General features: G+C 60.0%; 28 protein-coding genes and 1 tRNA gene. 16 read left to right on the forward strand and 13 right to left on the reverse strand.

Annotation, left to right across the window (positions count from 1 at the left end; all coding sequences use genetic code 11):
- Positions 1-169: 169 nt before the first annotated feature.
- From GNX95_RS35480 to GNX95_RS35490, 3 genes are all read left to right on the forward strand, one after another.
- Positions 170-508, forward strand: coding sequence for a pyridoxamine 5'-phosphate oxidase family protein (locus tag GNX95_RS35480; RefSeq protein WP_163512184.1), 339 nt, complete (start codon positions 170-172; stop codon positions 506-508).
- 464 nt (positions 509-972) lie between these two features.
- Positions 973-1,569 (forward strand): hypothetical protein, encoded by a 597-nt coding sequence (locus tag GNX95_RS35485; protein WP_163512185.1) that lies wholly within the window; start codon positions 973-975, stop codon positions 1,567-1,569.
- A complete protein-coding gene (locus GNX95_RS35490; RefSeq protein WP_163512186.1) occupies positions 1,559-1,993 on the forward strand; it encodes a hypothetical protein in 435 nt (144 codons plus the stop codon). Before GNX95_RS35485 ends, GNX95_RS35490 begins: the two co-directional genes overlap by 11 nt.
- Positions 1,994-2,071: 78 nt before the next feature.
- Here GNX95_RS35490 and GNX95_RS35495 read toward each other — a convergent pair whose 3' ends face one another.
- The 5 genes from GNX95_RS35495 to GNX95_RS35515 are packed head-to-tail and all read right to left on the reverse strand — an operon-like array spanning position 2,072 to position 5,913.
- A complete protein-coding gene (locus GNX95_RS35495) occupies positions 2,072-3,289 on the reverse strand; it encodes a metal-dependent hydrolase family protein (protein WP_163512187.1) in 1,218 nt (405 codons plus the stop codon).
- 26 nt (positions 3,290-3,315) lie between these two features.
- The gene (locus GNX95_RS35500; RefSeq protein WP_163512188.1) at positions 3,316-3,795 is read right to left on the reverse strand and encodes an aminoacyl-tRNA deacylase; all 480 of its coding nucleotides are present in this window, start codon (positions 3,793-3,795) and stop codon (positions 3,316-3,318) included.
- A gap of 9 nt (positions 3,796-3,804) precedes the next feature.
- Entirely contained in the window at positions 3,805-4,263 is a 459-nt protein-coding gene (locus tag GNX95_RS44545; protein WP_425483937.1) for a threonyl-tRNA synthetase editing domain-containing protein, read from the reverse strand.
- A gap of 20 nt (positions 4,264-4,283) precedes the next feature.
- Positions 4,284-5,177, reverse strand: coding sequence for a cyclase family protein (locus GNX95_RS35510; protein ID WP_163512190.1), 894 nt, complete (start codon positions 5,175-5,177; stop codon positions 4,284-4,286).
- Positions 5,167-5,913 carry a TauD/TfdA family dioxygenase gene (locus GNX95_RS35515; RefSeq protein ID WP_163512191.1) on the reverse strand — a complete coding sequence of 249 codons (747 nt, stop codon included), beginning with the start codon at positions 5,911-5,913 and terminating at the stop codon, positions 5,167-5,169. The genes GNX95_RS35510 and GNX95_RS35515 overlap by 11 nt, the downstream gene beginning before the upstream one ends.
- A gap of 687 nt (positions 5,914-6,600) precedes the next feature.
- On the opposite strand from GNX95_RS35515, the gene GNX95_RS35520 reads away from it, so the two are divergent.
- Positions 6,601-7,923 carry a hypothetical protein gene (locus tag GNX95_RS35520; protein ID WP_163512192.1) on the forward strand — a complete coding sequence of 441 codons (1,323 nt, stop codon included), beginning with the start codon at positions 6,601-6,603 and terminating at the stop codon, positions 7,921-7,923.
- Between the two features lie 475 nt (positions 7,924-8,398).
- Entirely contained in the window at positions 8,399-8,929 is a 531-nt protein-coding gene (locus GNX95_RS35525) for a hypothetical protein (RefSeq protein WP_163512193.1), read from the forward strand.
- Positions 8,930-9,147: 218 nt separating this feature from the next.
- Here GNX95_RS35525 and GNX95_RS35530 read toward each other — a convergent pair whose 3' ends face one another.
- Positions 9,148-9,354, reverse strand: a complete 207-nt coding sequence (locus GNX95_RS35530) for a hypothetical protein (protein WP_163512194.1) — start codon at positions 9,352-9,354, stop codon at positions 9,148-9,150.
- A gap of 348 nt (positions 9,355-9,702) precedes the next feature.
- On the opposite strand from GNX95_RS35530, the gene GNX95_RS35535 reads away from it, so the two are divergent.
- The 6 genes from GNX95_RS35535 (at position 9,703) to GNX95_RS35560 (ending at position 14,867) form a co-directional block, all read left to right on the forward strand.
- Entirely contained in the window at positions 9,703-10,761 is a 1,059-nt protein-coding gene (locus GNX95_RS35535; RefSeq protein ID WP_163512195.1) for a ComEC/Rec2 family competence protein, read from the forward strand.
- A complete protein-coding gene (locus GNX95_RS35540) occupies positions 10,754-11,452 on the forward strand; it encodes a hypothetical protein (protein WP_163512196.1) in 699 nt (232 codons plus the stop codon). The genes GNX95_RS35535 and GNX95_RS35540 overlap by 8 nt, the downstream gene beginning before the upstream one ends.
- Positions 11,453-11,579: 127 nt before the next feature.
- Complete coding sequence (locus GNX95_RS35545; RefSeq protein ID WP_163512197.1) at positions 11,580-11,789, forward strand: hypothetical protein; 210 nt, start codon at positions 11,580-11,582, stop codon at positions 11,787-11,789.
- Positions 11,790-11,980: 191 nt separating this feature from the next.
- A complete protein-coding gene (locus tag GNX95_RS35550; RefSeq protein WP_163512198.1) occupies positions 11,981-12,676 on the forward strand; it encodes a hypothetical protein in 696 nt (231 codons plus the stop codon).
- A gap of 635 nt (positions 12,677-13,311) precedes the next feature.
- Positions 13,312-13,917, forward strand: coding sequence for an NYN domain-containing protein (locus GNX95_RS42790; RefSeq protein ID WP_222854201.1), 606 nt, complete (start codon positions 13,312-13,314; stop codon positions 13,915-13,917).
- Between the two features lie 215 nt (positions 13,918-14,132).
- Positions 14,133-14,867: a hypothetical protein gene (locus GNX95_RS35560; protein WP_163512199.1), complete on the forward strand. Its 735-nt coding sequence runs from the start codon at positions 14,133-14,135 to the stop codon at positions 14,865-14,867.
- A gap of 62 nt (positions 14,868-14,929) precedes the next feature.
- Here the strand turns inward: GNX95_RS35560 and GNX95_RS35565 are convergent, their stop codons facing one another.
- Complete coding sequence (locus GNX95_RS35565) at positions 14,930-15,667, reverse strand: GntR family transcriptional regulator (RefSeq protein WP_163512200.1); 738 nt, start codon at positions 15,665-15,667, stop codon at positions 14,930-14,932.
- 302 nt (positions 15,668-15,969) lie between these two features.
- On the opposite strand from GNX95_RS35565, the gene GNX95_RS35570 reads away from it, so the two are divergent.
- Complete coding sequence (locus GNX95_RS35570; protein ID WP_163512201.1) at positions 15,970-16,215, forward strand: hypothetical protein; 246 nt, start codon at positions 15,970-15,972, stop codon at positions 16,213-16,215.
- Positions 16,216-16,252: 37 nt separating this feature from the next.
- Here GNX95_RS35570 and GNX95_RS35575 read toward each other — a convergent pair whose 3' ends face one another.
- A complete protein-coding gene (locus GNX95_RS35575; RefSeq protein WP_163512202.1) occupies positions 16,253-17,032 on the reverse strand; it encodes an oxidoreductase in 780 nt (259 codons plus the stop codon).
- Positions 17,033-17,095: 63 nt separating this feature from the next.
- Entirely contained in the window at positions 17,096-17,977 is an 882-nt protein-coding gene (locus GNX95_RS35580) for an MBL fold metallo-hydrolase (RefSeq protein ID WP_163512203.1), read from the reverse strand.
- Positions 17,978-18,059: 82 nt separating this feature from the next.
- On the opposite strand from GNX95_RS35580, the gene GNX95_RS35585 reads away from it, so the two are divergent.
- A complete protein-coding gene (locus GNX95_RS35585) occupies positions 18,060-18,488 on the forward strand; it encodes a MarR family winged helix-turn-helix transcriptional regulator (RefSeq protein WP_222854202.1) in 429 nt (142 codons plus the stop codon).
- Between the two features lie 321 nt (positions 18,489-18,809).
- Here GNX95_RS35585 and GNX95_RS35590 read toward each other — a convergent pair whose 3' ends face one another.
- Positions 18,810-19,733: a hypothetical protein gene (locus GNX95_RS35590; RefSeq protein ID WP_163512204.1), complete on the reverse strand. Its 924-nt coding sequence runs from the start codon at positions 19,731-19,733 to the stop codon at positions 18,810-18,812.
- 505 nt (positions 19,734-20,238) lie between these two features.
- On the opposite strand from GNX95_RS35590, the gene GNX95_RS44550 reads away from it, so the two are divergent.
- Together GNX95_RS44550 and GNX95_RS35600 are read left to right on the forward strand one after the other, a co-directional pair.
- Complete coding sequence (locus GNX95_RS44550; protein WP_425483953.1) at positions 20,239-20,436, forward strand: Lsr2 family DNA-binding protein; 198 nt, start codon at positions 20,239-20,241, stop codon at positions 20,434-20,436.
- Positions 20,437-20,812: 376 nt separating this feature from the next.
- Positions 20,813-22,384 (forward strand): hypothetical protein, encoded by a 1,572-nt coding sequence (locus tag GNX95_RS35600; protein WP_163512206.1) that lies wholly within the window; start codon positions 20,813-20,815, stop codon positions 22,382-22,384.
- Positions 22,385-22,487: 103 nt separating this feature from the next.
- Here GNX95_RS35600 and GNX95_RS35605 read toward each other — a convergent pair whose 3' ends face one another.
- From GNX95_RS35605 to GNX95_RS35615, 3 genes are all read right to left on the reverse strand, one after another.
- Positions 22,488-22,835: a hypothetical protein gene (locus GNX95_RS35605; RefSeq protein ID WP_222854203.1), complete on the reverse strand. Its 348-nt coding sequence runs from the start codon at positions 22,833-22,835 to the stop codon at positions 22,488-22,490.
- Positions 22,836-22,920: 85 nt separating this feature from the next.
- A complete protein-coding gene (locus GNX95_RS35610) occupies positions 22,921-23,961 on the reverse strand; it encodes a DNA-methyltransferase (RefSeq protein ID WP_246281896.1) in 1,041 nt (346 codons plus the stop codon).
- Positions 23,939-25,678: an antirestriction protein ArdA gene (locus GNX95_RS35615; RefSeq protein WP_163512207.1), complete on the reverse strand. Its 1,740-nt coding sequence runs from the start codon at positions 25,676-25,678 to the stop codon at positions 23,939-23,941. The genes GNX95_RS35610 and GNX95_RS35615 overlap by 23 nt, the downstream gene beginning before the upstream one ends.
- Positions 25,679-25,805: 127 nt before the next feature.
- On the opposite strand from GNX95_RS35615, the gene GNX95_RS35620 reads away from it, so the two are divergent.
- Positions 25,806-25,882 (forward strand) — tRNA-Lys (locus tag GNX95_RS35620).
- Positions 25,883-25,949 lie beyond the last annotated feature (67 nt).

The following is a 25,949-nucleotide window of genomic DNA, read 5'->3' on the forward strand; positions in this document are numbered from 1 at the left end:
CCGGAGGGGTCTCATCTCGGTTCCACGCTGGCGGTTCGGTCTTGAGGGAGGGCCCGAGCAGCCGCCGGAGCCGAGGTGGGCACCGCTTGGTCGCACTGGCCGATCTTCCGCTGTCGCGCCGTCGTATGCAGACTGTCCCAACCTGCTTTCCAACGTTGGGAAACATGCCATGCACGACAGCAACGGCCTTGAACTGCTTGACCATGATCAGTGCCTTGACCTGCTGGCTACTCAGCCAGTTGGCCGGCTCGCCACCGCAGCCCGCGGTGCCATCGTTGCCTTCGAGGTCGACGAGTACGACCAAGCCGTCGGGCACGGCTGGGGTGTGGTGGCCATCGGACCATCCGAGAAAGTCACCAACCCGACCGAGCTGGCCGCCGTCAGCAAGTTGCCACTCAGACCGTGGACTAGCATCGAGCGGCAGATCTTCATCTGCATCCGGGCGCATGTCGTGACTGGTCGCCGACTGCGGCACGCTACAACCAGCAGGCCTAATGGCCATACATAGTCTGCCTGTTGAGTTACGGTCAGCCGTCGTTCGGCGTAGCCGACCGCACCTTTGACCGCTGGTTCAGACCGGCCGCCAGGCTCACCCTTGACGACATGGACAGTGGTGCGACGCTTGTCGGTTGGGACCGGCTCCAACTGCCGGAACGTGTAGCCCCGCGCCGTGACTGCGCTGTGGCCCATCTCGCCGCCGACAGTACGCAACTCGCCCTCTGTGGCACCGAGCTGCTGGTACTGACACCCCAGCTGGCCTGGTGGGACATCCCTAATCCGCATCGTTGTCGGGACTGCACTCGCGTACGGCTGGCCGCCTGATTAGGCAATCCCGCGGTCTTCGACGCCGCGTAGGCATCTCGACGATGTCGTCCGACCATCCGGCCGAGTTGCGACCGGCAGCAGTCTCCTGACGTACGGAATGCGCACGGTTGGTTACAATCCGCACCTAATGCTGGCACAATGCCGGCTATGCGCGGGGAGCATCCATTTGACAACGATGGGATTGCTCGCCTGCTGGCTGTTCAGGCCAAAGGCCGTCGGTCACTACGCGGTGTTGGCGAAGAGTGGAACGACTGGACAGCTCGGATGTCCAGCGAGGGCCAGGCGGCTGTGCCGTGGGACTGGTCACCGCGGCTCAACATGTACATCCAGCGCACCTGCATCGGCGCCATGGTCATGACCGACCCCGACGGCCGCAACCCGCAACGGCTGCTCATGGCCAGCGGTCGCAGCGGTGAGTTCCCGGAGGCTGTCAACGAGCTGATCGAGGCCCGCAACCTTCTGACCGTGCCGCCGGACAACGAGTGGCTCGACGCTGAGATGCGCGGTATCCGCTACCTGAAGAAATTAGGCAAACGGCTCGGTGCCATGGGCGCGGGTTTTGACATTTGTTACGAGTGTGACGACGCCATTCGGGCCGAAGGCATCGTGCCGAGCACGCTGACAAAACGCCAGCGCGAGACCAACCAATTGCCGACACGCAAGCGTCAACCACCGCCACCAGACCTGCGTCCGCCGTATGATCCACCACCACGCCCGTCCGGAGGACCAAAGCATGGCCGCTAACCGACTGAAGCTGCTGTCGAAGGAGTTGTACGAGCAGTTGGCCGCTGCTGACGACGCCATCTGCCGGCGCGTCGCCGCGGTAGTCGTCGACCTGGCCATGGACACGGCGGCCGTCACCACCGGCCGCGAGGAGGCGACGGCCGCGCTCAACGCTGGACAGTACGGCGACAGCGAACTGCGGCAGTGGTTGCTCAAGGCCAGCAAAGACGCGGCCATGGCCAGCCACGAAGCCGAAGAACTGGATGGCAACCGCGCCGAAGCCGAACGGACGTGGAAGCTGGCGCGGGCGTACGAAACGGCCTACCAAGCCCTCGCCGCTGACGCGACGCATGCCGCTGGTGAGGCCCTTTACGAAGTAGCTGTCCTTGTTGGGCAAGATAGGGCTTTGGCTGTGGCTCGGCAAGTTCTAAGCGACGAATCATGATCGCGCACCCCGTCAACGGGGACACTGGCTGCTACGCACTGATACCTAGCCGCTGCATAGGAAGGCGCTCGACGGTACCTAACCGACAACTCGACCATCTTTAACGACAGCCCTTATTGATTTAAGAACATGAATGTTCTCATGAGGGTTACCTTGCACCGCAATCATGTTCGCGCGTTTTCCGATTGTTAAAGTACCGACTTCGTCAGCAATCCCCAGCGCATTCGCGCCACCAAGTGTGAGAGCCTGCACTGCGTCGGCTGGGGCTAGTCCCATCTTAACCATTGCAATTGGTTCGTCAGCGTTTTGGCCGTGAACACGCGGTGGCACCCCTGTGTAGTCACTCCCGCAGGCTAGAGGTATCTGACACCGCCTCGCCAGCTGGAACCCAGCCTCAATTGCGTCAATCGCCTCGGACTGCTTTCTACGGCGCCAAGTCGGAACGTTCACAAAATCCTTCTGGGTCTGCACAAAAATATCCCTGAGCGCGACCGTTGGGACCAGGATAGCGCCAGTTTTCAGAAAGAGAGTAGCTGATGCATCATCGAGATATGTTCCGTGCTCAATCGTATCGACGTTGGCGACAAGGGCAGTCATGATTCCCTTCGCTCCCTGTGCATGGGTTGCGACTCTTCGACCAAGCCGATGTGCCTCCTCAACGAGCGCTGTCGCCTCGGAGATGGTGTAGTGACTGTCCGAGGGGTGATCACCTTCGGAGCCGACGCCACCTGTGGTGCAGAACTTGATTAGATCAGCGCCAGCCCTCACAGCGATACGGACCGCTCGACGGCATTCGTCAATACCGTCTGCGAGCATCGCACCCTCAAATTGCCGCGCTTGTTCGAGCGGCAAGTATCGGTGATCACTATGTCCACCAGTCTGGCCAATAATCGGGCCGGCCGCCAAAACATCCGGGCCTTCAATCAACCCATCACGAATAGCCCTTGTAAGCGATAAGGCGATGTCGCTACCCACGTCTCGCACCGTTGTAAATCCGGCCCGGAGAAGCGCACGCAGATCATCGGCCGCACGTAGCACCCTGACATCGCGACTGACTATCACGCGATCGCTCATCTCGTACGACCGGCGACCTGACAGGTGGACGTGTGCGTCAATCATGCCAGGCATAAGCGTACAGTCACCGAGGTCAATGACGTCCTTTAATGACCCTGTAAACTTTCCAGAGTCCATGTCCGAGATCACACCGTCGGTGACACAGATATAGGCGTACGGGACGACTCTACCAGTCTCATCAATCATCCGGCGCGCAACGAACCGCTGGTCAGGCCCGGTCATCGAACTCCTTCAACTTGGCGGACTGGTTATTCAGCTTTCGGAGGCTTTGAGTAGGAGCCCCATTCACCTTCGACTGCGTTCAAGAGGTCGCCACCAGGCATCTCAATTGAGCTGGTCAACGAACCTGCATTGAATCGCACGAGTTCTTCCTCACCTAGATCACCGTCGACGTAAACGGGTAAGCCAAGGAGGTTGCCGAATGGTGGTACGCTCCCCTTGATGAGTCCGGTTTTCTCAAGGAGTTCTTCCTCAGTAGCGAGTCGTGCATTCTTGCAGGTCAACGTCGCCTTAACGGCCCGCCAGTCGAGTTGCCGATTGGCGGGCACGACGAAGAGCGCGTACACCTCGTTCGCCTTGACTAAAAGTGCCTTTGCTCCGCTCGATAGGGCGACACCTCGTACGCGCGCGGCGTCAGCGCTCGTTGCGACCGGCTCGTGATGACTTAGCTTGTATGCCACTCCAAGCTCCTTCAGCCGGCTCTCGATCTTCTGTGTGAGGTTGTCCATTTCTTTCTCCTATAGGTGAATAAATTTCTGTGACCACGGACCGACAGCGACAGCCATGTTCAATTCCTTATGCCATCCAAATGGCGTCGATGACACCTCCCAGTCTCCCGAGTCAGCCATCTTAGCGACCAGCTCCGCCAGGAGTCGACTCGAAACCTCTGGATCAGCAAGATCCTCAGACAAGTGGGCGAAGGCGTTGAAGACCAACTGTTGCGTACCGACATTTCGCGCGATCCGCCGGATTGCCTTGACTGCCCTGTTGATCTTCGACGCGTCAGCGGTCTCGATTGAGATTAGTAACAGAAGGCAGTGGTCCCAGCTTCCAGAGCGGTTCTCATCCGCGGTAACGGGATCCGCAAACTCTAGTCGCTGCTTACACGCGAAACTAAATTCGTTGCACTCTAACGTCAGTATACGCATTTCCATCATCCATGATACCAGAAATGTTTCGTCGAATAAATTCCGCATCTACGCAGCGGCATGAGGACCTAGTCTACAACGAAGTACGGGCGAACCAGCGCATTGTCGTTCAAGCTCTCAAGCTGAAGATTCAGAGGTGGCCCACTAAACGTCCCACACTTATTCGCAAGAGCGGCGGGTACATTTAGGTTTTCGTAAATTACGACCGACGCTTCGAAGAGTTGTTGATGCACGCTGCGTTCGCGCCAATGGGCGACTGCGGCCTTTACCATCGTCCGCACGCCTCGTTTGGCTTCGATGACACTCAGCTCATTCGAAATCAAAGGCAGCTCGTCTCCGCGGAGATTCGAAATTGGATCCTCCAATTGAAAAGCGTCGATTCCCACAAACGTTAGGGCCGAGGCTTCGCCAATGAGGAATTCTATCGCGTCTGACATCAGGAATGGTGCATAGAAGTACGCATGTTCCCATGATTCAAACACTCCGTTGGTCCAGAATCTCGACAGGCCGGAGTAAAGGAGGACCCCTTTGAGGTCCGGTATGACCGCGTCAACGCTCTTGAGTGCACCTTCAAGCTCTAGGCGCGACACACCAAGACCTCTACCGAGGGCGAGGAACTCATCAAAACGTTCTAGCCTACCGCGCCGAAAGACGCCTTCGTCCGTGAACCAGTCTTGTAGGGCTTCACACCGATGTGAAAAATCGAGGATTGCGCACGGCCCGATGAAGCGATCGATTGGTATCTGACCTACAGTCGGCCAACCGAACCGCGCACTCTCGACAAGGTGCCCAGGAAGGTCAACATGCGTCGCGGTGTTGGAATATAGATTGTCGATTCTTGACGTGATGAATAGGTGTCCATGCGAGTCACCCTCCTCGAATGACACCCTAGGTCTCTTATCGTTGGTAGCAAACGTGCAAGGGCCAACGTCGTTGACCGGGTGAGAGAGGTCATACAACACTGCGATTCCTTTCGAATGTCGGCGCGAAGTACAGTCGATTGATGTGACGAGGAGCAGCCTCGTTACTAATGAAAGCTGTTCGAGAATGCAGAACTCGTCGATTATTTACGATCGCCACAGATTGCGGTTCAAGAAAAATCTCCGATGTCGTCTGCTCGATCACGCTGCACAAGCGTAGGACCGCCTCGGCACCCTGGCGGGTAGCACTTCTAAGGTTATCCCGTCGAAAGCGGATAGCATAGCCGGGGGCGTTCGCGATTTCAGTCAGGATTGAACACTTAACCGAACCGCTGCCGGCATAGTGTGGTGGCGCAGGGAATAGAAACTGCTCCCGAAGCAACTCTTCGATTGTAGCCGCAGACAGGAGAGGCAAAATATCCGCCAGGTCGCAGAATCCTGAAATGCCTCCGCTGCCAGAGTCGTTCGTAATACTATGAAGGCACATGAATATCGGCGGGTCTTCTGCATATGACAAGTCCGTGTGACCGAAGAACTCCTTAGAGTTGTTAAACCCCGGCCGCTGACTGCGAACCGCAGGCTCCTCCTTGATCTCAATCAAATAGTCGCCCTCGTTGGGAAACTTGACCACATGACCGAGAATTTCACCGAGAACCATCAAAGCAAGATCGTGCGCTCGCGGCCGAGGTAAGCCAAGTATCAACGCTAAGCCAGCCTGAGCGTCACCACTGACGAAACCCGCGAGTGCAGGGTGAGCCTCCAAGAGCTCGCCTCTCACCTCGGGATGGTCAGCCACCATTGAGCTTGTTAGCTCTAGAATTCGTTCCTGACCGAGACCGCGATCCATCAAGTTGGAGCGCGAGAGAGTCTGAACCAGGAAGCCCTCTAGCGCCGAATCGCGGAGGTCGAACTTTAGGATATTCATCTCACGTCCCCAATGTCCTGAATCTTAGCCTAGCTTTACTGAAGCTTCTGAAATCCGTGTTTAGTCCACCTCTCCGCATCATTACCTGCGAGACAGCTGAACAATCTCTGGAAGACTTCTGCCGAGATGGACGATACGCTCGCTCACAAAACGTGGTGTACTTCTTGCATCACCAGTTCAAGATCGCAAAAACCCCACAGCACGGGGGTGCTGCTCATGACCCAGCAAGCTAGTCGTCCACGACCTAGCGGCCGGCCACCACGCACTACAACGTTGCAGGTTCGGCGAGTCGGTTCTGGCTCAGAGCGCGTGCTCGCTGCTTGGCTCCTGCGAGTAAGCCGTCTCGGCGCCCCAGGCAAGCCCTTTCCGACAGTTAGCGTCTTCGCCGCGGCTTTCCACGGTGGTCGCTGGTCCGAGCCAGTTGATGCCTACAAAATCTCGCGCTGGGAAACCGGCGTTGCTGTCGCACCTGAGCCAGCCGTAGCCCGCTACGAGGAGCTGCTACACCTCCTGCCCGGGTCCTTGGTATCAGTCCTCGACATGATCAACCGCTACCTGGCACCACACCTGGAGAGTGCATCGCGGCTGCTTCGACCGGGAGTTGAGAGCCTGACTGAAAATGACCATGACCACTTGGCCGATATCCTCGACAAAGTCCACCAGGACGCAATTGTCACCGGCAGCGAGTGGGACGAGCTGACCAGTTTCGTCGCCCGACAGCCGCACATCGGTCTCCTACGGCGCGGCAGCTGGCCACGGATGGCTGAGCGCCTGTTGTCCGAGCTAATCATCGCTGACGGCACTGCCTGGACCCAGCGCTACGAGTCGTTCAGTCGGCTGCTGGCTCACCCGACTGGTCAACGTGCCGCAGTCGCCGCTTGCGCCGACCTGGCAGCCGATCCGAGCAACCAGGTTTTCATCGACACTCTCTCGATTCTGGATGCCAGCCCACACCCTGACGCTGGCTATCAGCTGGTGCGACAGCTCAAACATCCCACCAATGACCAGGCATTCTACGGCGCGCTCCTCGGCTGCGTGCGGAAGAGCCAGTACGGGCACTTCAGTCCTGAGGATCGCCACCAGCTACTCAGCCTTACTGCCGACCTCAGCCGCAACCTGCCGCGGAGTGCCCGCCGCAGGCGGCTCGCCGAGCAAATCCACGGTGCGCTCCTCACCGAGGCGTCCGGCACGGTCCGCATTCTCCGCGCAGATGAAGTGTTTGAGCGGCATCGCTTGGCCGACCCCCATACAGCTGAGGTGATTACAGGTCGGCTATTAGTCTGCATCCGTAGTGCCATGACTGCCGAGCACGACGACTTCCATGATGATCTCCTGCCGGTACTGCTCGATGAACTGCTGTTCGGTCCGCTGTCCGACATCCGGCTCTTCCTCGCCATGCTGCTGGCGGCCAGTCCCTACCGCCGCGGCATCGCCGGCGCGCTAGCGGCCGAACTCCGACGGTCGACAGCAACAGCTGACGCTAATGTCGCCATCGCACTAATCACGGCACTGGCAGTCATCGGCGATAAGACGGAAGCGGACGTACTCCGCACCCTGATCATCCGACAGGACGTACCAGCAAAGGTCCGGTCCACAGCTGCGCGCTACATCGGGCACATGACCGCCGGTGACCCCAGTGACGCGTGTCGAGATGCCGCCGCGTTCCACCTCCATCGATGGCGGTCACGACAGGACGCGCAGAGCGCGGATCTGCTGGCTGACCTCACGTACGCACTCGGCATTACCGGTGACAACGCTCAACTGGACGTACTCGCCCAGCGCGACATACCGGCTAGCGCACGGATCGCCGCCGCCTGGTGGCGAAATATGCCTACTGCAGTTCGTTCATCAGCACAACGATGAACGTCCACGGCTACGAAGATCGCCTTTGCGGTCGTATCAAGGTCTTGCGGTCGTCGCGGTCGTCGCACGACGAGGTTTCGCTGCGGTACCTTACGCCCGCAGAACCGCGAGTTTCGGATAGCCAAACGATGGCATTCACCTTGTTCGTCCCAACGTTCTACCTCGTTCAGAAGTGGTCTTCAGCCACGGGACGCAGTGCGTAATTTATTGTCGGCAGTCTCATCTGTCCAGGGCAAGTGTCAGTAGTGGCCGAGGTATCCAACCATGTGCCAGCGAGGGACGGCAGCACGGTGGAAGTGGCGACGCTGGCGGTGCCCAGGAACTGACGGCCACCCGGCCAGGACGAGATCTGCGCGGCAACGGCGTCGAAGACCTCTTGAAGGCCACCAGCGCGTTGCAACAGTCACTGCGCAGACACGAATTGCTGGCTGTTCGGAGAAGTCACGAATCGCAGTCGACTCCCTACACTTCCGCCATGGACTGGAAGACCATCTTGCCACCGCTGATCGGTGCAGGTACTGGGGCTCTGCTGAGCGGTTTGATCTCATTCTGCGTGGCCCTCGTTGTTTTGTACAGGACCCGCAATAACACGCGGCTACTTGCGCGCGAACAGGCTGGGCTGGCGGGGGCTAGGGAGCTTCTCGGAGCAATGTTCGGCCTAGCTGAATATCTCGGACGAGAGATATCAAGTGAATGGCGCGATGGATTGCGGACGGCGTGGGAGCAATATATGCGAGCGGCGACGATCAACGGTGCCTCGATCCCGGACAGCGATCTATACAGACTCCTAGCGGACGTCGATGAATCACTAGGTAAGGCAGTCCCAGGCATGACCGAGCTTAACGATGAGGAATGTGAGTCAGTCAGATCGGCAGCATTGACTGCGCTTGGCTCTCTTATCACTCAGGTCGAACGTTGGCATAAGCGCGGCACTTTCCATACATTTGAGAATATTGCAGCAAATCTCAGGTCAGCTCTGGAAGAGAGTCGAGCACCGCACGGATAGCCCATCCACCTAACAGCGGCACAACGACAGCAACCCAGCACTGGCGCCGATACGACGGAGGCACTGCAGCCAGGTGGGCGGCGGAGCCGGCAGCGGTGGGGTCGGCGACGCCATCGTGATCCCGTCCTTTTCCCTCAGCCAGCGGACCCCGGGCTCGGCAGCGGAATGGCGCGACCGGTTGGCACCTGCCGGGCTGCCACTGCGTGAATGAGGAATACTCAGCCCCAGCCGCCGCACAGCCAGAACGTCAGAACCGTAAGCACGGAATGCAATGCGATGATGCCCGGTTTCGTAGCCGGCCGCCCCTCGATATACTGCGGGCCTGTTTCGGCAACCCACCAAGTACGACCGTTCAAGTAGGCCTGGCGGCCATCAGGCATGGGCTGCCAGCCCACCGGACGGTCGGAGGGAATGGCGAGCGTCATGATTTCTCCCAGAACTACAAGATTGCGGCCAAGCGGCCTACGTCGGCAGTACGCCGACGACAGCACCGGCGTGCCGTCGCAGAAGATCTGCGACTAGAGCCCTTTGCCTCGGTGTATCCACCCAATGGTGGCACCGACACCTCGGTCGGTCGGCGACAACACTGGAGCAAAGTTGCGGCCCGCGGGATGCGAACGGTAACGGCTGCTAGCTGGCTCGTCCTTATATACGGAGGTGGTTGAATCTTCAGTCAACAGCGCCACAGTCCTCCTGGTTGGCCGCACACTACGTCAAACGGGACTGCCAGGGCGAGCGTATGGACGCGCTGGTATACATGATGGAGGATTGGGATGTTCGAGCTCGACTTCCTGCCGGTCGAAACGACCTCAGGTACGGGATCCAAGAGCGGTGATGCCATCGCGGCTCGCTTCACGGTGCCGTCACTCGGCCGAGAGGCGGTACTGGTCGTCGACGGCGGGTACAACGAAACCGGCGATGCGATAGTTAAGCATCTCGCCGATTACTACGACACGGATCATGTCGACCTGATGATCTCCACTCATCCGGATATGGATCATCTCAACGGCCTCGAAGTTGCACTGAGCCAGCTCGACGTTGACGAACTATTGATCCACCGGCCGGGACTTCATCGTCGGAACCTCGAAGGTGACTTCAGCAACTATGCCGCTGTTAAGAGCCTTCTAGAGACGGCATCGAATCAGGGGGTGCTGGTGACTGAACCTTGGACAGGTCTCACTCGTTTCGACGGCCAGGTAGCAGTTCTGGGACCTACTAGGACATACTACGAACAACTACTGGACGACTACCTGGCCGAGGTACGCGGCAAGGCCGTATCGTTGGCGAGCAGGGCCCTGACTGCTACGTTCGGTAAAGCGAAGTCACTGCTGCAACGGGCGCTGAACTCCTATCCTCCCGAGACACTAACCGACGACGAAGGCGATACCAGCCATCGCAACAATATGTCCGTCATCACGCTGATCAGAGCCGACAATGAACGGCTCCTCCTTACCGGCGATGCGGGCATTCCGGCTCTAACGCAGGCTGTCGACTACTACGAGAACACTACGGTAGGTGTCTTTTCGAATTATCCGTTGCATCTGTTCCAGGTGCCACATCATGGCAGTCGCCGCAACCTCGGCCCAACGCTCCTAGACCGCATGTTCGGCACTGAGTTCGCACCCTTCTCGACAACATCAGCTTGCATAAGTTCAGCCAAGGCGGACGAAAAGCATCCGGCCCCGAAGATCGTTAACGCGCTCGGCCGTCGAGGATGTCGCGTAGTGGCGACCGAAGGACAAACGATCTGCGTCTATGGCGGCAAGTCTCCACGTCCTGGGTGGGGACCGATTCAACCGTTCCCGCCGCTCGACGAAGCCGACGATGATTAGCCTTGGCGGGCTCTTCAACAAGTACGAACGTAAGGCCCGCCTGTATCCAGGCCTCATCACACTCGCACCCATCCTGGTGCTCGCCGCGGCATTCTGGCGCGAACAGCTGACATGGATCTGGCCAATTGCGGCTTCTCTTGGCGGACTCTTCTTCCTGGCCCACTACGTTCGCGGTCGCGGCCAGACGGTGGAGCAGCGGCTCGTACGTCGCTGGGACGGCATGCCGACAACGCGGCTACTGCGATGGCGCACCGCCACTAACAGCGTCACGCGGCAGCGTCGGCGGACCAAATTGGAGGCCATCCAGCAACGCACCTTGCCTGATCAGCTAACAGAGCAACAGGATCCAAAGATCGCCGACGAACACTACGTTGACGCCACTCGGGCACTCATAGTCCGCCTACGCTCAGACGAAAAGCGATTCGGCCAGGTCCTAGACGAGAATATCGGGTACGGTTTTCGGAGGAATCTGTACGCTCTTAAGCCCGTAGCTTTGACGTTGCTGGCGTTTGCCTTGATTGCTGACGCATCCATCATGGGTCTGCGGGGCTTCCGCGGTGAGGTTGCTACCGTCGCTGTGATCCATCTGTTACTTACGCTCGCCTGGTTGAGCATCGTTCGCGCATCGTGGGTTCGCCAAGCCGGTGAGACCTACGCAGAGAGACTCTTCGAAGCACTCGATGACCTTTAACACGCTTCCAGCGAGGTCGAAGCACCAATCTTGGCGAATGGAGTATCGATCGACGTCTCAACCTGGACTAGTCGGCGGCGATAGCAGCGGCAACGTCCGCTAAAGGCTGCTGCATGGGAGGCCGAGAATGATCGTTGCAATAATCCTAGGTGCTATCGGGCTGATTGCAGCCTTTTATGCTCTAAGTGGGACCCTGATGGTCATCGAACGGCTCGGAGACTGGCTAAGGCCCAAGTGGGAACATTTCATCGAAAAAAATGGCGGCTTTATCTTCCTCTTGGTGCTCGCAGCATTTGGAGGCGTTATTGGAATAGTTGTGTATGTCGTCAGTCGGTAGATGCACACCTCGATCGGTTCGCGGCTGAGCGCTGAACCGAACGCGCCTTGCTCGGTTGCGTACGCAAGAGCCAGTACGGCCACTTCAGCGCCGACGACCGGCAACGGCTCCTTAGCATCACCGCCGAGTTGACACATGATCTACCACCAGGTGCCCGCACCCGGAGACTTGCCGAGCAAGTTCGCAGCGCGTTGCTTACCGACGCACGCGGGACCAAATGCATCAATCGCGCCGACGAGCTGTTCGAACAACAGCGGTTGGCCGACACAACGACGGCCGACGTGATCATCCGCCGCGTCTTACTCGGTATCCAGAACGCGGCGGACGCGGACCGCCAAGACTTCCATGACGACCTGCTGCTGGTGCTCCTGGACGAGCTGCTATTTGGGCCGCTGTTCGATATCCGCCTGTGCTTGGCCATGCTCCTGGCCGCCAGCCCGTACCGCCGCAGCGTCTCGCATGCTCTGGCTGACGAACTGCGTCGGCCGTCCACCATGGCGGACGTGAATATCGCCGTCTCTCTGGTCAACGCTCTCAGCGTTATCGGTGACGACGCTCACGCCGGCGTACTGCACAACCTGATAGTGCGACGCGACGTACCAGAAAAAGTTCCCTCCGCGGCTGCGCTTTACGTCGGCCACATGACCGCTGGTCGCTCTAGCGACATCTGGCGCGGCGCCGTGTCCTTCCATCTCCACCGCTGGCACGCTCAACGTGACCAACGGAGTGCCGATGTTCTGGCGGATCTGGTGTACGCCCTGGGTGTCAGCGGTGACGACGCGCAACTCGACGTGCTCAGCCAGCGGGAGGCTCCGATTGCTGCGCGGACGGCTGCCTCCTGGTGGCGCAACATGTCTAGTACGGTTCGCTCATCCGCCCGCGTCTGAAGCCGGATGGATCCGCGCGAGAGACGACGCGATGCGCACGATCTAGGTGTCCTCAACCCTCAGCGATAGCCAGCTCGAAGACACAGGGGCAGCGTCCGGCTGAATGTGCGGCTGTCGGCCTTGTCGACCAGCTGCGCAGACTGGCTCTCGCCCTCGGCCTGATCGTCATTGGACTTTCTGTCACGTGGCGGATGCCCTCGACCTGCCGATACGAGCAATCCTAGAGCGCCTAGGTCCGCAGTGGGATTGCTCGTCAGAGTAGGCGAAGCCCCTCAGGTCGACGCGTGTCACACTGTTCATCGGTTGGGCCTCCCAATCACCCGAGACGACTGTAGTTCGATCATTCGTTCGGATGGTTACGCTCAGCCATTTGGCTAAGGTGGCCGCAGGTCGTGGTTTCCTACGGCACACTTGGAGTGATGCAGGCTCTACATAGCAGTAGGAGTGCAGATGGGGCCAACCTCCCGCTCGCAGAGGTCAAGACCGCCCGTTGACGGTGCCGAGATCTTGAGCTACCGTTTGACTCATTCCAACCCCGCGACAACGGATCGTTGTACGCGCATGGCACCGCCGGGGAGTCCGAACTGGGCTCCCCGTATTGCTGCCTGGAGGGTTCTGTACTGAAAGGGTTGGAGATGGCACGTCGTACTAGGATCTTCATTGACTTCTGGAACTTCCAACTAAGTTGGAACGCAGCCACGACTAACGCCAAATGTGACTGGAAAGCGTTGTCGCCAGCGATCATCAATGCCTCAGCCAGTGTATTGTCGACTGTGGGACTGCTTGACCCGCTAGATCTTGAAGAAACACTTCTGTATGCCTCTGTCGATCCAATTGGTGAAACCGGCCTTCGCGAATGGCTCACTAACACAATAGATCGTCTACCAAGTTGGCACGTGTCAATAAGGGAAAGAGCGCCGCAGCCACGTAAGGTGTACTGCAAAAGCTGCAAACATACAATGAGCAATTGCCCTCAATGTGCTCACGCGTACGTATCAAAGCCGGAGAAGGGCGTTGATGCGGCGATCGTCACCGATATGCTCTCCCTTGCGTGGCAGGACGCATACGACATTGCCGTCCTAGTCACCAGTGACGCAGACTTCGTGCCTGCTGTTGAGCGAATTCAGGCTCGTGGCCTGAAGGTCATCAATGCGGGATGGGCAGGCCGCGGGCATGAACTGAAAGGCGCTTGCTGGGGCGCATTCGACCTTAATACTATTGCGTCCTCCCTTTATCGCTGACGTACATTGTTGGCGCGGCTAGGCGGCAAAGGCAAAGACTGACTAGACGCATTCGCTGGATGGCGCGAGCGTGTGGGGTCTGCTTCGCAACGCAGAAAGAATAGCGCACCACGGGGCTCAGCAAAAGAGACGTAAGGCGAACCACCACCATGATGAATGCAGGCGTACAATGTACAGATCAAGCGGTACTAAATTCACTGGTCAAAATACTCGTCTTGACAGATCCTTGGTTACGTCGGGCGCAGACCTTACCTCGCGATCCGGCGGCCGGCAGCTCGTTGCTTGGCGACGACAATGCGACAGCTCCGTACCATATCTCCCACGCCGTGATCAGCGCTCTGGTAAGCGCCGTCGACCATCTCGACGGCCTCCGGCAGCTCATCACAAGGGCCCAAGTCATCCATGGTCGCGTGCCGTTTACCCTGCTTCGAGCGGCGCTTGAGAATGCGTCCATCGCGGTCTGGCTACTGGCACCGCAGTCCCGCAACGAGCGCGTCTTCCGCAGGCTCCGGCTTCAGTGGGCTGATTTCAGTGATGGTGAAAATGCACGCGCGCTCACCGACGTACCTGCGAACAAGTCTTTGGAGGAGCGCAAACAAAAGTTACAAGATCTAGCGCGGGCTAGAGGGTTAGAGCAAGAGCGGATTGCCCAAATCGCAGCCCGCCCGGTGGCATGGAGCACCATCGTTGGCTTGGCCGCGGAGGAAGGGACACCGCTTGACCGCAATGATGCGACCTTAATCTGGATGCTCTGCAGCGGGATTGCTCACGGTCGCACCTGGGCAGCGCTCAACCTGCTCGACCGCGAGGAGGTCTCCAGGGCGGCGGAGCGGGTGCTTCATGTCAAGCTAACCGCCTCCGAGAAGAATATCCTTGTGATAGCCCAATGCACCGCGGCCATGATCCAGGCCGGATGGTCACTACTCGACCAGCGTAGCCTCGCACCCTGACCTATGACGGTCAGCAGCTCGTCAGCTGGTTTTGACTGATCAGCGAAGTCGTGCCGCAGCGATCACGTCAACCTGACCGACTCATACCGAATTCGATTGCGGTCTGCAGGCAGGACATGCCGCGTCAGCAGGATCGGCCTTTCCGCAATCCTGGCCAGGCGATCGTGGATCATAACCGCAGTGGTCTCAGCCGCGAGGTTGAAATCGCGAATTTCTACTGACGTGGCATTGCGCGCATAGACCGTGTCGGAATAGCCGTCCTCTTCAAGCCCACATCGAGCCATCTGGCGCTTGGCGCCTTCGGCTATCTTCGCCGGCGTCTCAAGGCCGGCTCGTCCGGCAATGTCACGTGGATAGTAAGAGATTTCGGTGAACCATGGCTCGCGGTCGATAAGTCGGTGGCACCGGCGCTCACACACCAGCTCGTCAGTGCCCAATTCCAGAAGCCGCGCGACATTAGCGTCCGGGCGATGGATGATCATCTGAAACTGCTGAGACGGCGTCCAGCCAGCAGACTCGATCTGGGTCCATGTATCACCAGTCGATGCGTCGTACTCGAAGTGTCGGATAAGGCGCACCCGCGTACCAAGCCGACCCTTCGATTCGACCAAGCCTTCGCGCTTGAGCACCGCCACAGCATTCCGAACTGTGGTGCGGGACATACCGTACTGATCTATCAACGCATCTTCGGTTGGCAGTTGATCACCAGGTTCGAGCTGCTGGTTGTCGATTTGTCGCCGTAGATCATCGGCGATTCGCCGATAGCCGTACCGACTCCGGCCTGTCTGTTGATCAATCATTGGGACCTCCTTTTCACCCTGCCGCGGCTGCGGTACGCCGCTCAGCATGACGCTTAACCGAGGCGATGACAACGGCGCCTGGCCACGACAGTGTTGTCATGTAAGGGAAAACTCTAAGGATCTTTAGAGTGGACTTGACGATGATGCAGGTCACGTCGTGATCAAAAGAGTGTGTGACGTCGATCCCATTTATGCCTGCCCTGCCGTAGGCAAGGCGGGCGACGCAGTGAACTGTCGGCGACCGCGCCAGGGGAACGTGGCCACCGACAGTTCGCGCTCTATCCACGCGGCGGATACGGATCGTGCTCGTAGGTGCGCTCGTCCTCGATCGTGCCGTTCTGACACATGATCTTGAGCTGACTCAGCGCGTTGGCGCGCGCGACCTTTACGCCGGCGTTGATCGCGCCCGACTTCAGCAGGTGCTGCGACAGGACCTGCAGCTCGTGTTTGACCTGCAGCGCGATGGTGGGTGGGGGCTCCGAGTACTCGCCTGGGCCTTCGCCACGCTGTTCGTCGCTGGCTTCAAAGGGGCGGTACGCAAGACCTGACTGGACGTCGGAATTTGGATGTCGTCCTTCTTGTGGCTTAGATCGTTTTGATTGTGCCGCCGTCGATGACGTAGTTGGCGCCGGTGATGTTGCCGGCCGCGTCGGACAGCAGGAATGCGATGAGGGCGGCCACTTCTTCGGGTTCGGTCATGCGGCCGGTCGTGACGTTCTGGGCTTGCACCATCTGCTGGACGAAGTCGTCAAGGCTCACGCCGGCCGCGGCGGCCCACTGGCCGACCTGGCCGTTCGGGTCTTGGTAGACGGAGGTGCGGACCAGCCCGGGAGAGATTGTGTTTACGCGCACGCCTTGAGGGCCGAATTCCTCGGCCAGGGACCTGCCGACCGCGCTGAGTGCCGCTTTGGCCGAGCTCATCGCCACCGGGAAGCCTCCAGGCATCAGGCCGAGGATCGAGGAGACGTTGACGATCACGCCGCGGCGCCGGATGAGGCTGGGCAGGGCCGCCCGAGTGGCACGGACGGTGGCGAGCACGTTGAGGTCGAACATGCTGGTCCATTCGGTGTCGTCGACATTAAGGAAACCGACGGTCGCCTTGTCGCCGCCTCCGACGTTGTTTACGAGCAGATCGATACCACCCAGCTCGGCCAGAGCGCTTTCGATGACGGCGGCGACTCCGTCGGCGGTGCTCAGGTCTGCCGGCACCGTACGCGCGCCGGTTTCCTTCAGTTCGGGCGTGATGGTCCGAGCGGCGCCTATGACTTGAACGCCTTCGTCAATCAGTGTCTGGACGGTGGCAAGGCCGATGCCGCGGCTGGCGCCGGTGACGACGGCCGTCTTGTTGGTGAGGTTGAGGTTCACGACACTCCAATTTCTGAACTATGGATACAAATTCAGCCTGCCCGGTAGACGGCCCGGCCGAGTTCAGGCGTCGATGGGCCGCCAGGCCGATCGGCCGTGTTCGATGTGGACGTGGCCGAAGGGCACGTCGGCGAAGTGGACGCCGAAGCCGATGGTGTCGGGTTTGGCCAGTTCGAGGACGAGGTCGTGGCGGAGCCTGGTGGACAGCTGGTGATCGTGGTCGAAGGTGTTCTTCCATAGCGGGTGGCTGATCTGGAGCGGGGAATGGAAAGCGTCGCCGAAGGCGACGACCCGTTGCCGGTCGGCGGTGATGACGTAGGCGGCGTGTCCGGCACTGTGGCCGGGGGTGAGCTTGACGGTCACACCAGGGAAGATCTCCTCGCCGTCGGCGACGGTGCGCACGTGCGGCTCCAGAGCCTTGATCATGTCGCCCAGGCCCTGCGCTTCGGCGAAATGGCGCTGGGTCCACTCGGGTTCGGCAACCAGGTAGTCGGCCGCGGTGAACGCGGGGTGGTCGCTGCCGGAAGCCGGGTGCCAGGCCCAACCGAAGTGGTCGTTGTGCAGGTGGGTGAGCGCGACGGCCTCGATGTCGGCAGGGCGCCGGCCCAGGGAGGCGAGGCTGTCCAGCAGCGCGCCGCCAGTGATGACGCCGAACGGATTCATCGGCGGCCCCACCGTCAACGGGCCGACCCCGGCATCGATGAGCAGGCCGCGGCCGTCGCGTTCGACGAGCAGCCCGCCGACGCTGGCCACCAGGTGCCCGCTTTCGTCCAGGTACGCGGCGTGCGTGACCCAGTCCTCCTCAGTGGGATCGGGCAGCAACATCCGGGCCTTGAGCGTGGCCACACCGTCGGGCACGTAGCTCAGCCTCGTATCCCCGAGGGTGAGGGTCCGGATGCCCGAGGGCCGCCGGAGCCGGTCGCCCAGGTGCGATGCCTTGTCCATGTGTCCAACCTCCAACTAGCTATGACTTCAATGTTTCAAGTCATAACTATCATGGGTTGAAGGAGATTGCTAGAGTCGACTCATGACCATGTCGGATGCACAGGTAGCCGAGGACTGGGAGCTGGGCAAGCTGGTGCATGAGCTGGACATGCAAAACAGCGCGCGGCAGCGCGAGCGAGTGGGCAAGCTCGGCCTCACCGTCGCGCAGGCCGCCGCGCTCCGCGAGCTGACCGGCCCGATGACCATGCGGGAACTGGCCGAGCGGATGAGCTGCGAACCGTCCAACGCCACCGTCGTGATCGACCACCTCGAAAATCAACGCCTGCTCGAACGGCGCCCCCATCCCACCGACCGCCGAGCCAAACAGCTGATGCTCACCCCCGAAGGTGCCCAGCGCCGGGAAACGCTGCTGACATCTCTACGGGACGAGGAACCTCTCCTGACCGGCCTGACCCAGCAGGAGCAAGACACGCTCCAAGACCTGCTGCGGCGAGCCCTCTCCCGCCACTGAAGGGGCCGCCCCGACCTAACGGCGCGCGCCAGCCGCAACCAATGGCGCGATAAGCACCGACCCTTCGGCGTACCGGCCAGTTTCCCGATACGTAGCGATCGCTGCTTACCCGTCGTGCGAACATCCGTACAGAAAGGGAAGGCCAAGCGGTCAGGTAGCCGTCGTGTCTAACTGAAGAACGGCATTTACGTCCACAACGTAATCAACGTTATGACGTGACAGAAAAATACGACATCCCGATTACAAAACGCCGTCCCGAAGCAGCGACATGGTGCCAGCCGGCCAGTGTTCCAAGCACCGGACATGACTGCCGTCACCGGCCTACTCGCCGAGCTGGCGCAGCATCGTCTCGGCCAGCTTGCGATGAGAACCAGATAGACCTTGGATGTCCTTCAGGCCGGCTAAGGACTCATAGCTGTCGGGCCTTACCGGTACGCCGCGGCGCACCCACACGTCATCCGGGCGGATCAAGGTGTTGGTTGTCAGGATCTGCGAGTCGTAGGCCAGCGTGATCTCGATGATGCGACAGAGATTATTGCTGTTGCGGGACAAGCGGCTCAGCGCCGGCACGAACAGCGTCGTCGGCTGGCCGTCGACTGCCAGTTGCAGTCGTTCGACGATGTACCGATCGAAGCGTGGCTCGATGGCGCTCAAGACCAGGTGTTGGTCGTTCTCTTCTGACGGCTTCGAGTCGACCAGCGCATCGCCGGCGGGCAGCTCCGGCAGCGGCGCTTCTGGCAGGCGGTAGGCGTGACGGCCACCCGCTGGGATAGCTTCGACCAGGGCCGTCAATGCAGCCCAGGCGCGCGGGTAGCGTTGCGCCAGTCCGCGGAACGGGTCGGGTCCGGGCAGAGCATCAAGTGGCGTACGTCGTCGCGAGGCCAGCAGGTGCGACAGCGGTCCGGCCGCCGCCGTCGTGATCAGCCGGATATGTTCGGCCTTGACGGCACGGTCGACATGCGCCTCTTCGAGGAGGCTGTTACGCACCACCACCGTCACGGCGGCTCGCAGTTCCAGTGCCGCGTTCCGCGGATCGTGCCAAGCGGCTTCCTCGATGAACGGGGCGATCAGGACGTCACGAGTCGGTTCGTCGTAGCTGGCGAAGGCTTCGGCCCGGTTGAGGATGTCCTGACCAATGGCTGCGGCCCGGTCGCTCGTCAGCCCACAGTCGTTAACCAGCAGCTGCGGCAGTTCCTGTCGACAGAAGGTGATCATGAGTTCGGGATCAGGCTGGTCTTGGCTCATCGCCTTGTTCTACGCCTGGCCGCCTCGATCATCTTTATAGAATACCGGTCATCGATGATGTACCGGCAAGACTCACGTCACCGCGTAGATGCTCGACAGCTTTTTGCGAATTTATTATACTAATGGCATTAGTATGTCAAAGATGCCATCTAAATACCAGCCCATTGAGTATCCATATTCGCCAGGTCCGCGACTACCCGCCGGTGACGTATCGATTAACCGACGCGGCCGCATTAGCCTTGCCATGCACTTCCTGCAGACCAACCAGCTGTCGGCCAGTAAACGAGTCCATATCTACTGGGAAGCAGCCCATCAATGCGTCGTCCTAGCCTTCACGACTTCAGATAATCCGAGAGCCTTCCCGCTCTGGCGCGTCTCGGGAATTCGATCCAGCTCTGATAGCCACGCCGTCTGGTTTGGAGGATTCTTCCACCCAAACAAAATCGACCCAGAACCATATGTCGGCCGGTACATCTGCCGGCCGACCAGCGCCGACGCCATCGGTATGACCGAGCGTGCTGGCGAGACGGTTTATGTCATCGATCTCAAACGGCCAGTCGGAACTGTTCGACGGACACGCCGTGACTCTCAGCCAGCCGCCGCCGAGATCCGGAGTTGGGCACAAGCCCACGATCTTCCTTTCCCTCGCCGCGGCCGACTACCTACTGCACTTGTCGAACGGTACCTCGCGTCCGAGCGTTGATTGCCATTTCACCCTATGTCAGTCGAGGTGGCGCGCCTTGTTTAGAATTCGTCGGTACGCTTCTTGTAATGGTCGACAGTCCGCTTGTAAACCTGGCCATAAAGTGCGCACTTGCCATCCCTAGATAATAGTCGAACATGGCGTCGACAACGTCTTGGCGCGCAGAAGACATCGGCGCCGATGTGACCGAGGGCTACCTCAGGTGATCACTCAAATCGGCGAGATGCGCCACCGGCCGGCATCGCAAATGCCCGCCGCTATTCGGTGCCAACGGTTGACCTTCGCGTTTCAAGCAATCTTTGATAGCGCCACGTATACGTGGCGATGAATAGATCACTTGATTTATTAACACATCGAAGTCACAATATGTACAGTAATGCTCGACGAATCCGATTCACTTTCACTCCTGCTGGCGCCGCATAAAGGCGGCCGTCAAGTTGACTGGCCAACTGAGCTAAGGAACCTTGCTGCAGCACAGCTTGAGGCCGCAACGGATGAACAGTTTCAATACCTACTCATGGAATTGGGATCTGAGATCATCCTAGAGACTGATTTCGACAACAAACCTCGGCACGACCTTATCCTGACCATCCTCACTAAGGCATCACCGAGTGAGCTAGCCGATGCCTGGGAGATGGCGCTTAGCTGGTGCGAGCTGGTGTCCAATTATAATCTTGAAGACATTGTCGATGACGACGACATCTGGGATGAGGATGCGATCCCCTCAGCTGTTGAGTGGCTCAAGGTGAACGCCGCCGATGAGCAGTTGGCCGCGATGTACGCACGAAATGGCCTGTCAATGCCACAAGCAAAGGATCACGGTTCCGCTCGCAATCACGGCCGCCAAGTGGCCGAGCTGGTTGATCAGATCACGCCACGTCAGCTGCTGGCATCCTGGCGAGTAGCGGTCGGCGTCAACCTCGAATCTCGTCGGGTTATACCGACGAGCGGACTCGTCAAGTTCGGCACTCATTGGAATTTCTACCTGAACCCTAAGTTGGCCGGCCAATCGCTGGTGATCCGAGCCGACGTCGACAGGATTGGTCTCTTCCTCGACGATCGATGCGTCTTTCTCGCACCGTCGGAGTTGAGTGAGGCGGACCTTAGCTTTGTTAGTGATGCAACTCGTACTCCGGAACCATTTGATTGGGCTAGTTTCGACGTGGTGGTTCCACCGGCAATCGAGACCACACGGACTCTGCCACCGTCAGGCGCTGTAGTACTCCGCGATAGGGTCCGCGTTTTCCTTGGTCCGGAACATGGTGGCCAGGTCGCAAAATTGCGTGTCGATGCAAACGAGACTGATGTTTATCTGGACGGTATGTTTCTCCATACCATGCGCGTAGGCCTGCCAGATCCTGACCGACAGGCGCTGGTCTTGGCGGGCAAGGCGCGGCCGATCGATCGAGTTCGTCCGACGCATGCTCGCGACAGGTCAGTAGCCGCGGAGTCTCCAGCTGATTCCTTCGACATCGACAGAGCGCGCAGGCTGTACGAGGATGACAAACTCACACTTGAGCAGACCGCCGAAGCGATGGCTGTTAAGCTATGGAAGGTACGGGCCCGTCTCATGGAGGCGGGGGTAGTGATGCGCCCTCGACATGCGATCCGGAACTCGAAATTTACTCCTGAATTGCTGGCCAAGGCTCGGAAAATGTATGAGGATGACCAACTGACCACGACTGTGATCGCTCAGCGCCTAGGCTTCAGCGCGTCCACGGTCGGACATAGCTTGCACGTTGCCGGTGTTCGGTTGCGCCCTGGCGGGCATACCACCATCCAGTTCACTCCCGATCAGCTGCGCCTGGCCCGCGACATATACCTGAACCAAGGCAAAGGATATAGAGCAGTCGCGAAGGCGCTTGGCACAAACTACAACGCCGTACGCCGGGCTCTTATCGAGGCCGGTGTCAAACCGCGGCCGCGAGTGGGAACCAGTGCTCGTTGAGCCCACTGCCGGTCAAACTCTGGTGGACACTGCAGAGGTGATAAGCCGGGAGTCTGGATGACTCCCGGCTTCTTGCTGCGCCTGTCGACGGTAATGCGAAGAGCTAGCCCTTCGCGCCGTCCGGCGGCGCAGCCTTCTTGCTACCGACGCTCTTGAGCGCCGGCTTGGCCGGCGGTCCATCCGCGGCCTGAGGCACGTCGTCCCCAAACAACGACTGGATGGCCGCCTGGCGGGCTTGAGCTTCGCGCTCGATCGATTCCAGCGCGGCCTTGGCCCTGGCGCCGAACGTCGGTTCGGCGCGCTTGGTCTTGACGTAGTGCTCGACTGCCAGCAGGGCGGCGTCGGCGAGCGACATGTCGTCAAGTTGGGCTACCAGCGTGAACTGCGCGTGCAATCCGGCCGGCAGCTTGATCCCCAGCGTCTTGACGCCAGGGCCGGTTAGTTCGGTCATGGTGACCGACCTCCTCGGTGTGGTGCGATCGGCCAGCTCCGGGTGAGCTGACGAGGTCGATCGCAGGCCACCGACGAGGTGCGACCTATGCCGCCGGCGAGGCTCGTGTCGCTAGCAGCCGCTGCATCGCCAGTTGCGCAAAATCTGTGTTCAGCTCGATGCCCAACCAGTCGCGATGCAGCTGCTCGGCGACCAGGGCGGTGGTGCCGCTGCCGAGAAACGGATCGAGTACTAAGCCAGGTTGAATACCAGCGTCACAGTCACATGTCGGCCCAAGTGCGCCACGACGAGCCGACCCGCCTAGCCCGCGTAGCATTGGCCGCTGCCAGGGCAAATAGCAGGTGGCGCACCGTTGCTCTGGACAGCCGGCGCGGATGGCACGTTCGGCCAATGCGCGCGGGAAGGTGGCGAAGTGGGCTCCCTTGAAGCCAACCGTCGGCAGGCGCCAGACATCGCCGGGATTCTTGCCGAGTGGATGTCCCACTAGGCCGGCAGCCTTGAGCTTGGCCAGTCCGGAGCCGCCATCACTGTTCGGTCCGCGCCAGTGCTCCGGCACGCTGTCTGTCGCCGTCGTCGACCGCGGCGGCCGGGTGACACTGACATGCGGCTCTCGGATGGCGTCCAAGTCGAAGAAGTACCGCTTCTGCCGGGCGAAGACGTAGACGTACTCGTGGGTGGCGCTAAGCCGATCACGCACCGGACTGGGCATCGGGTTGGTCTTGCTCCAGATGACCTTGTTGCGCAGCGTCCAACCGTCGGCCAGCAGGGCCGCGGCAAGTCGTTCTGGTGCCAGCAGCAGGCTTTTGGCTGGCGCGCCTTGGTTCTGGTGCAGGCTGTAGCTGTCGCCGAGATTCAGCCAGAGGGTGCCGGTCGGCACCAGTAGGCGAGCTACTTCGGCCATGACCTCGCGCAGCATCCCGACCCAGGTGTCGACATCTGGCTCCAGGCCGAACTGTCCGTCGACGCCGTAATCTCGCAGCCGAAAGTACGGCGGGCTGGTCAGCACCATGTCGACGGACGCATCCGGCAACCTACACAACTGCGCCTGCGCGTCGCCAACCAGCACCGTGTTGCGCGGCAGCTCGTCGACGCGGCTGGCGAGCTCAGACATCCGTGCGGAAGACATAAATGCCTCCTCCCGGCCGGTCAACGACGTCGAGGTAGTGGCTTCGTTCTTCCGCCAGCCCTTCGTAGTCAATGTGCACATGTTCGGCTAGCCAGTCTGGGATGTACTGCTGGAAGTTGCTGTCGTCCATGGCGGCAACGTGGGCCTCAGCCCAGGCATGCATGGAGTCGTACGCACCTTCGTAGGCGTCGGCAAAGGTGTCCAGGTCGTTCGGGTTGTGCAGGCCGACCACGGCGACGTAGGCCGCATACGCTTCGCCGTGCTCACGTAAACCGTTGGCCAGCTTGGAAACCGTGGCAAAGCTGGGATGCTCGCCGAGATCGTCATCCAGTCCCAATCGGCCAAAGTCGCTGTAGTCGAAGATGGCTGGTTCCTCGGCACCGAGTGTGCGGCTGCCACGCAACAGAAAGTTGGCCGCATCCTGGAGTTCTTCGGCGCTGAGCGTGGCGTCGAACCAGGCGCCGTGCAGGTGGCCGTTGGTGTAGTCGGCCAGACTGGCGACCCAGATGGTTGGCTCCAGCGGTTCGTTAGGCGAGCGCTGGCCCAACCCCGCACCGGCCACGGCGGACTCGTATGCCTCATGCTCGCGTTCCAGCGTCTCCCACTCCGCTTGCAACGCCTCGTCGGAGTCTGTCTCGAAGACCCGCACGTCGGCGTACGGCGTGCGCAGCATGACGATGCCGCCAGGCCGGCCATCTTGATACGGACAGCGGCCCGCCCAAAGGTCGTCTAAAGATGTGCGATCGCCAAGTTCGGCGTCGACGTGGTCGGCCAGCTCGAACAGGGCTTGCAGACGGGCGGCGTAGACTTCCGCTTCGTCCAGCTCACTGTTCTGCTGGTCGTCGGTGTGCCAGGTGGCAGCGTCTGCCCAGTGAAATGGGTCAGGTTCGTTTAGATTGTGGTCGGATTCGGTGGTTGAGGCGCGAAGCGTGGTCGTGTCGATGTCTGCAGCTGCCGGCTGGCGGCGTGGCGCATGGTTTGTCAGCTCAGTCCACCCTGGAACCGCGGCGGTCTCGCCGGCTTCTGCACGGCTGTTGACGTACGAGCCGAGAAACAGAATTTCCAGGTCAAAACCGCTATCGGCGTTGACCAAGGCGTCCAACTCCTGCATGACGCCATGTGCATCAACGACACCGGTAGCGGCCAAGGCAGCCAGCGGGCCATCGCTGCCTCGCATGAGGCGGCGGGCAATTTCACGTGCGGTGAGATGGTCGATATCGCAGCTGGCGGCTTCGGCAGCGGCCATACCGTCGGCGATGAGCCAATCGCGGTTCCGCTCAGCTTCCGCCACATCCCAAATGGCATGGCGGCGGCTGAGTTCTTCACTCGCCCGTTCGGCCCAACCGAGCACAGCAGCTGTTTCGCCAGCGGCCGCGCGGTCAGCGCAGTAGGCGGCCAGCGCGTCCATGGCGCCTTCGTAGTCGATGTCTTCGGCATTGGCGGCGGCGATTTCGGCGGCTAAGCGCTCGGCGTCGACCTCGCCAGTCCGGGCCAGCCGCAAGAACGCCGAGTCCAGACCGTCGTGGTACATGAAGGCAATCACGGCGGCCGTGGTGTCGTCGATGAGACGGTGCTCGGCTTCGGCCGACGTGACGCCTTCGCGGATGTGACTGTCGAACGGGTCGTCTAGGTAGGGCGGCTCTAGCTGCGGATCGTAGCCAGTGAAAGGGTTTCGGGAGGGTTCCGCCTCAAAGGGTCTGAAGGGATGTTGTTCCATAGCATGGTGGTTCCTATTTAGAGCTTGATTTTGGGTGCACGAACACTCACCTCATTTAGGTGCGAAAAACGATCTTGAAAAGAGTGATGCAGATGATAAAATAGAAGCGGCGATTTCAAATACTCATGGAGCCATAGCTCAGCTGGTTAGAGCAGTTGCCTCTTAAGCAATTTGTCCCGGGTTCGAGTCCCGGTGGCTCCTCCAAAGGGTTTGGAGTCGTTTTTGGTTGCTCAAACTCTCCTGGCGTAGTACGCCAGGGAGCGCGCTCACC

Source organism: Fodinicola acaciae (assembly GCF_010993745.1).
Classification (GTDB): Bacteria; Actinomycetota; Actinomycetes; order Mycobacteriales; family HKI-0501; genus Fodinicola; species Fodinicola acaciae.

Bases quoted from the DNA above. Each gene is read 5' to 3' on its own strand.
- GNX95_RS35480 (WP_163512184.1), top strand. From the start codon at position 170: ATGCACGACAGCAACGGCCTTGAACTGCTTGACCATGATCAGTGCCTT.
- GNX95_RS35485 (WP_163512185.1), top strand. From the start codon at position 973: ATGCGCGGGGAGCATCCATTTGACAACGATGGGATTGCTCGCCTGCTG.
- GNX95_RS35490 (WP_163512186.1), top strand. From the start codon at position 1,559: ATGGCCGCTAACCGACTGAAGCTGCTGTCGAAGGAGTTGTACGAGCAG.
- GNX95_RS35495 (WP_163512187.1), bottom strand. From the start codon at position 3,289: ATGACCGGGCCTGACCAGCGGTTCGTTGCGCGCCGGATGATTGATGAG.
- GNX95_RS35500 (WP_163512188.1), bottom strand. From the start codon at position 3,795: ATGGACAACCTCACACAGAAGATCGAGAGCCGGCTGAAGGAGCTTGGA.
- GNX95_RS44545 (WP_425483937.1), bottom strand. From the start codon at position 4,263: ATGCGGAATTTATTCGACGAAACATTTCTGGTATCATGGATGATGGAA.
- GNX95_RS35520 (WP_163512192.1), top strand. From the start codon at position 6,601: ATGATCAACCGCTACCTGGCACCACACCTGGAGAGTGCATCGCGGCTG.
- GNX95_RS35525 (WP_163512193.1), top strand. From the start codon at position 8,399: ATGGACTGGAAGACCATCTTGCCACCGCTGATCGGTGCAGGTACTGGG.
- GNX95_RS35530 (WP_163512194.1), bottom strand. From the start codon at position 9,354: ATGACGCTCGCCATTCCCTCCGACCGTCCGGTGGGCTGGCAGCCCATG.
- GNX95_RS35535 (WP_163512195.1), top strand. From the start codon at position 9,703: ATGTTCGAGCTCGACTTCCTGCCGGTCGAAACGACCTCAGGTACGGGA.
- GNX95_RS35540 (WP_163512196.1), top strand. From the start codon at position 10,754: ATGATTAGCCTTGGCGGGCTCTTCAACAAGTACGAACGTAAGGCCCGC.
- GNX95_RS35545 (WP_163512197.1), top strand. From the start codon at position 11,580: ATGATCGTTGCAATAATCCTAGGTGCTATCGGGCTGATTGCAGCCTTT.
- GNX95_RS42790 (WP_222854201.1), top strand. From the start codon at position 13,312: ATGGCACGTCGTACTAGGATCTTCATTGACTTCTGGAACTTCCAACTA.
- GNX95_RS35565 (WP_163512200.1), bottom strand. From the start codon at position 15,667: ATGATTGATCAACAGACAGGCCGGAGTCGGTACGGCTATCGGCGAATC.
- GNX95_RS35580 (WP_163512203.1), bottom strand. From the start codon at position 17,977: ATGGACAAGGCATCGCACCTGGGCGACCGGCTCCGGCGGCCCTCGGGC.
- GNX95_RS35585 (WP_222854202.1), top strand. From the start codon at position 18,060: ATGACCATGTCGGATGCACAGGTAGCCGAGGACTGGGAGCTGGGCAAG.
- GNX95_RS35590 (WP_163512204.1), bottom strand. From the start codon at position 19,733: ATGAGCCAAGACCAGCCTGATCCCGAACTCATGATCACCTTCTGTCGA.
- GNX95_RS44550 (WP_425483953.1), top strand. From the start codon at position 20,239: ATGACCGAGCGTGCTGGCGAGACGGTTTATGTCATCGATCTCAAACGG.
- GNX95_RS35600 (WP_163512206.1), top strand. From the start codon at position 20,813: ATGCTCGACGAATCCGATTCACTTTCACTCCTGCTGGCGCCGCATAAA.
- GNX95_RS35605 (WP_222854203.1), bottom strand. From the start codon at position 22,835: ATGACCGAACTAACCGGCCCTGGCGTCAAGACGCTGGGGATCAAGCTG.
- GNX95_RS35610 (WP_246281896.1), bottom strand. From the start codon at position 23,961: ATGTCTTCCGCACGGATGTCTGAGCTCGCCAGCCGCGTCGACGAGCTG.
- GNX95_RS35615 (WP_163512207.1), bottom strand. From the start codon at position 25,678: ATGGAACAACATCCCTTCAGACCCTTTGAGGCGGAACCCTCCCGAAAC.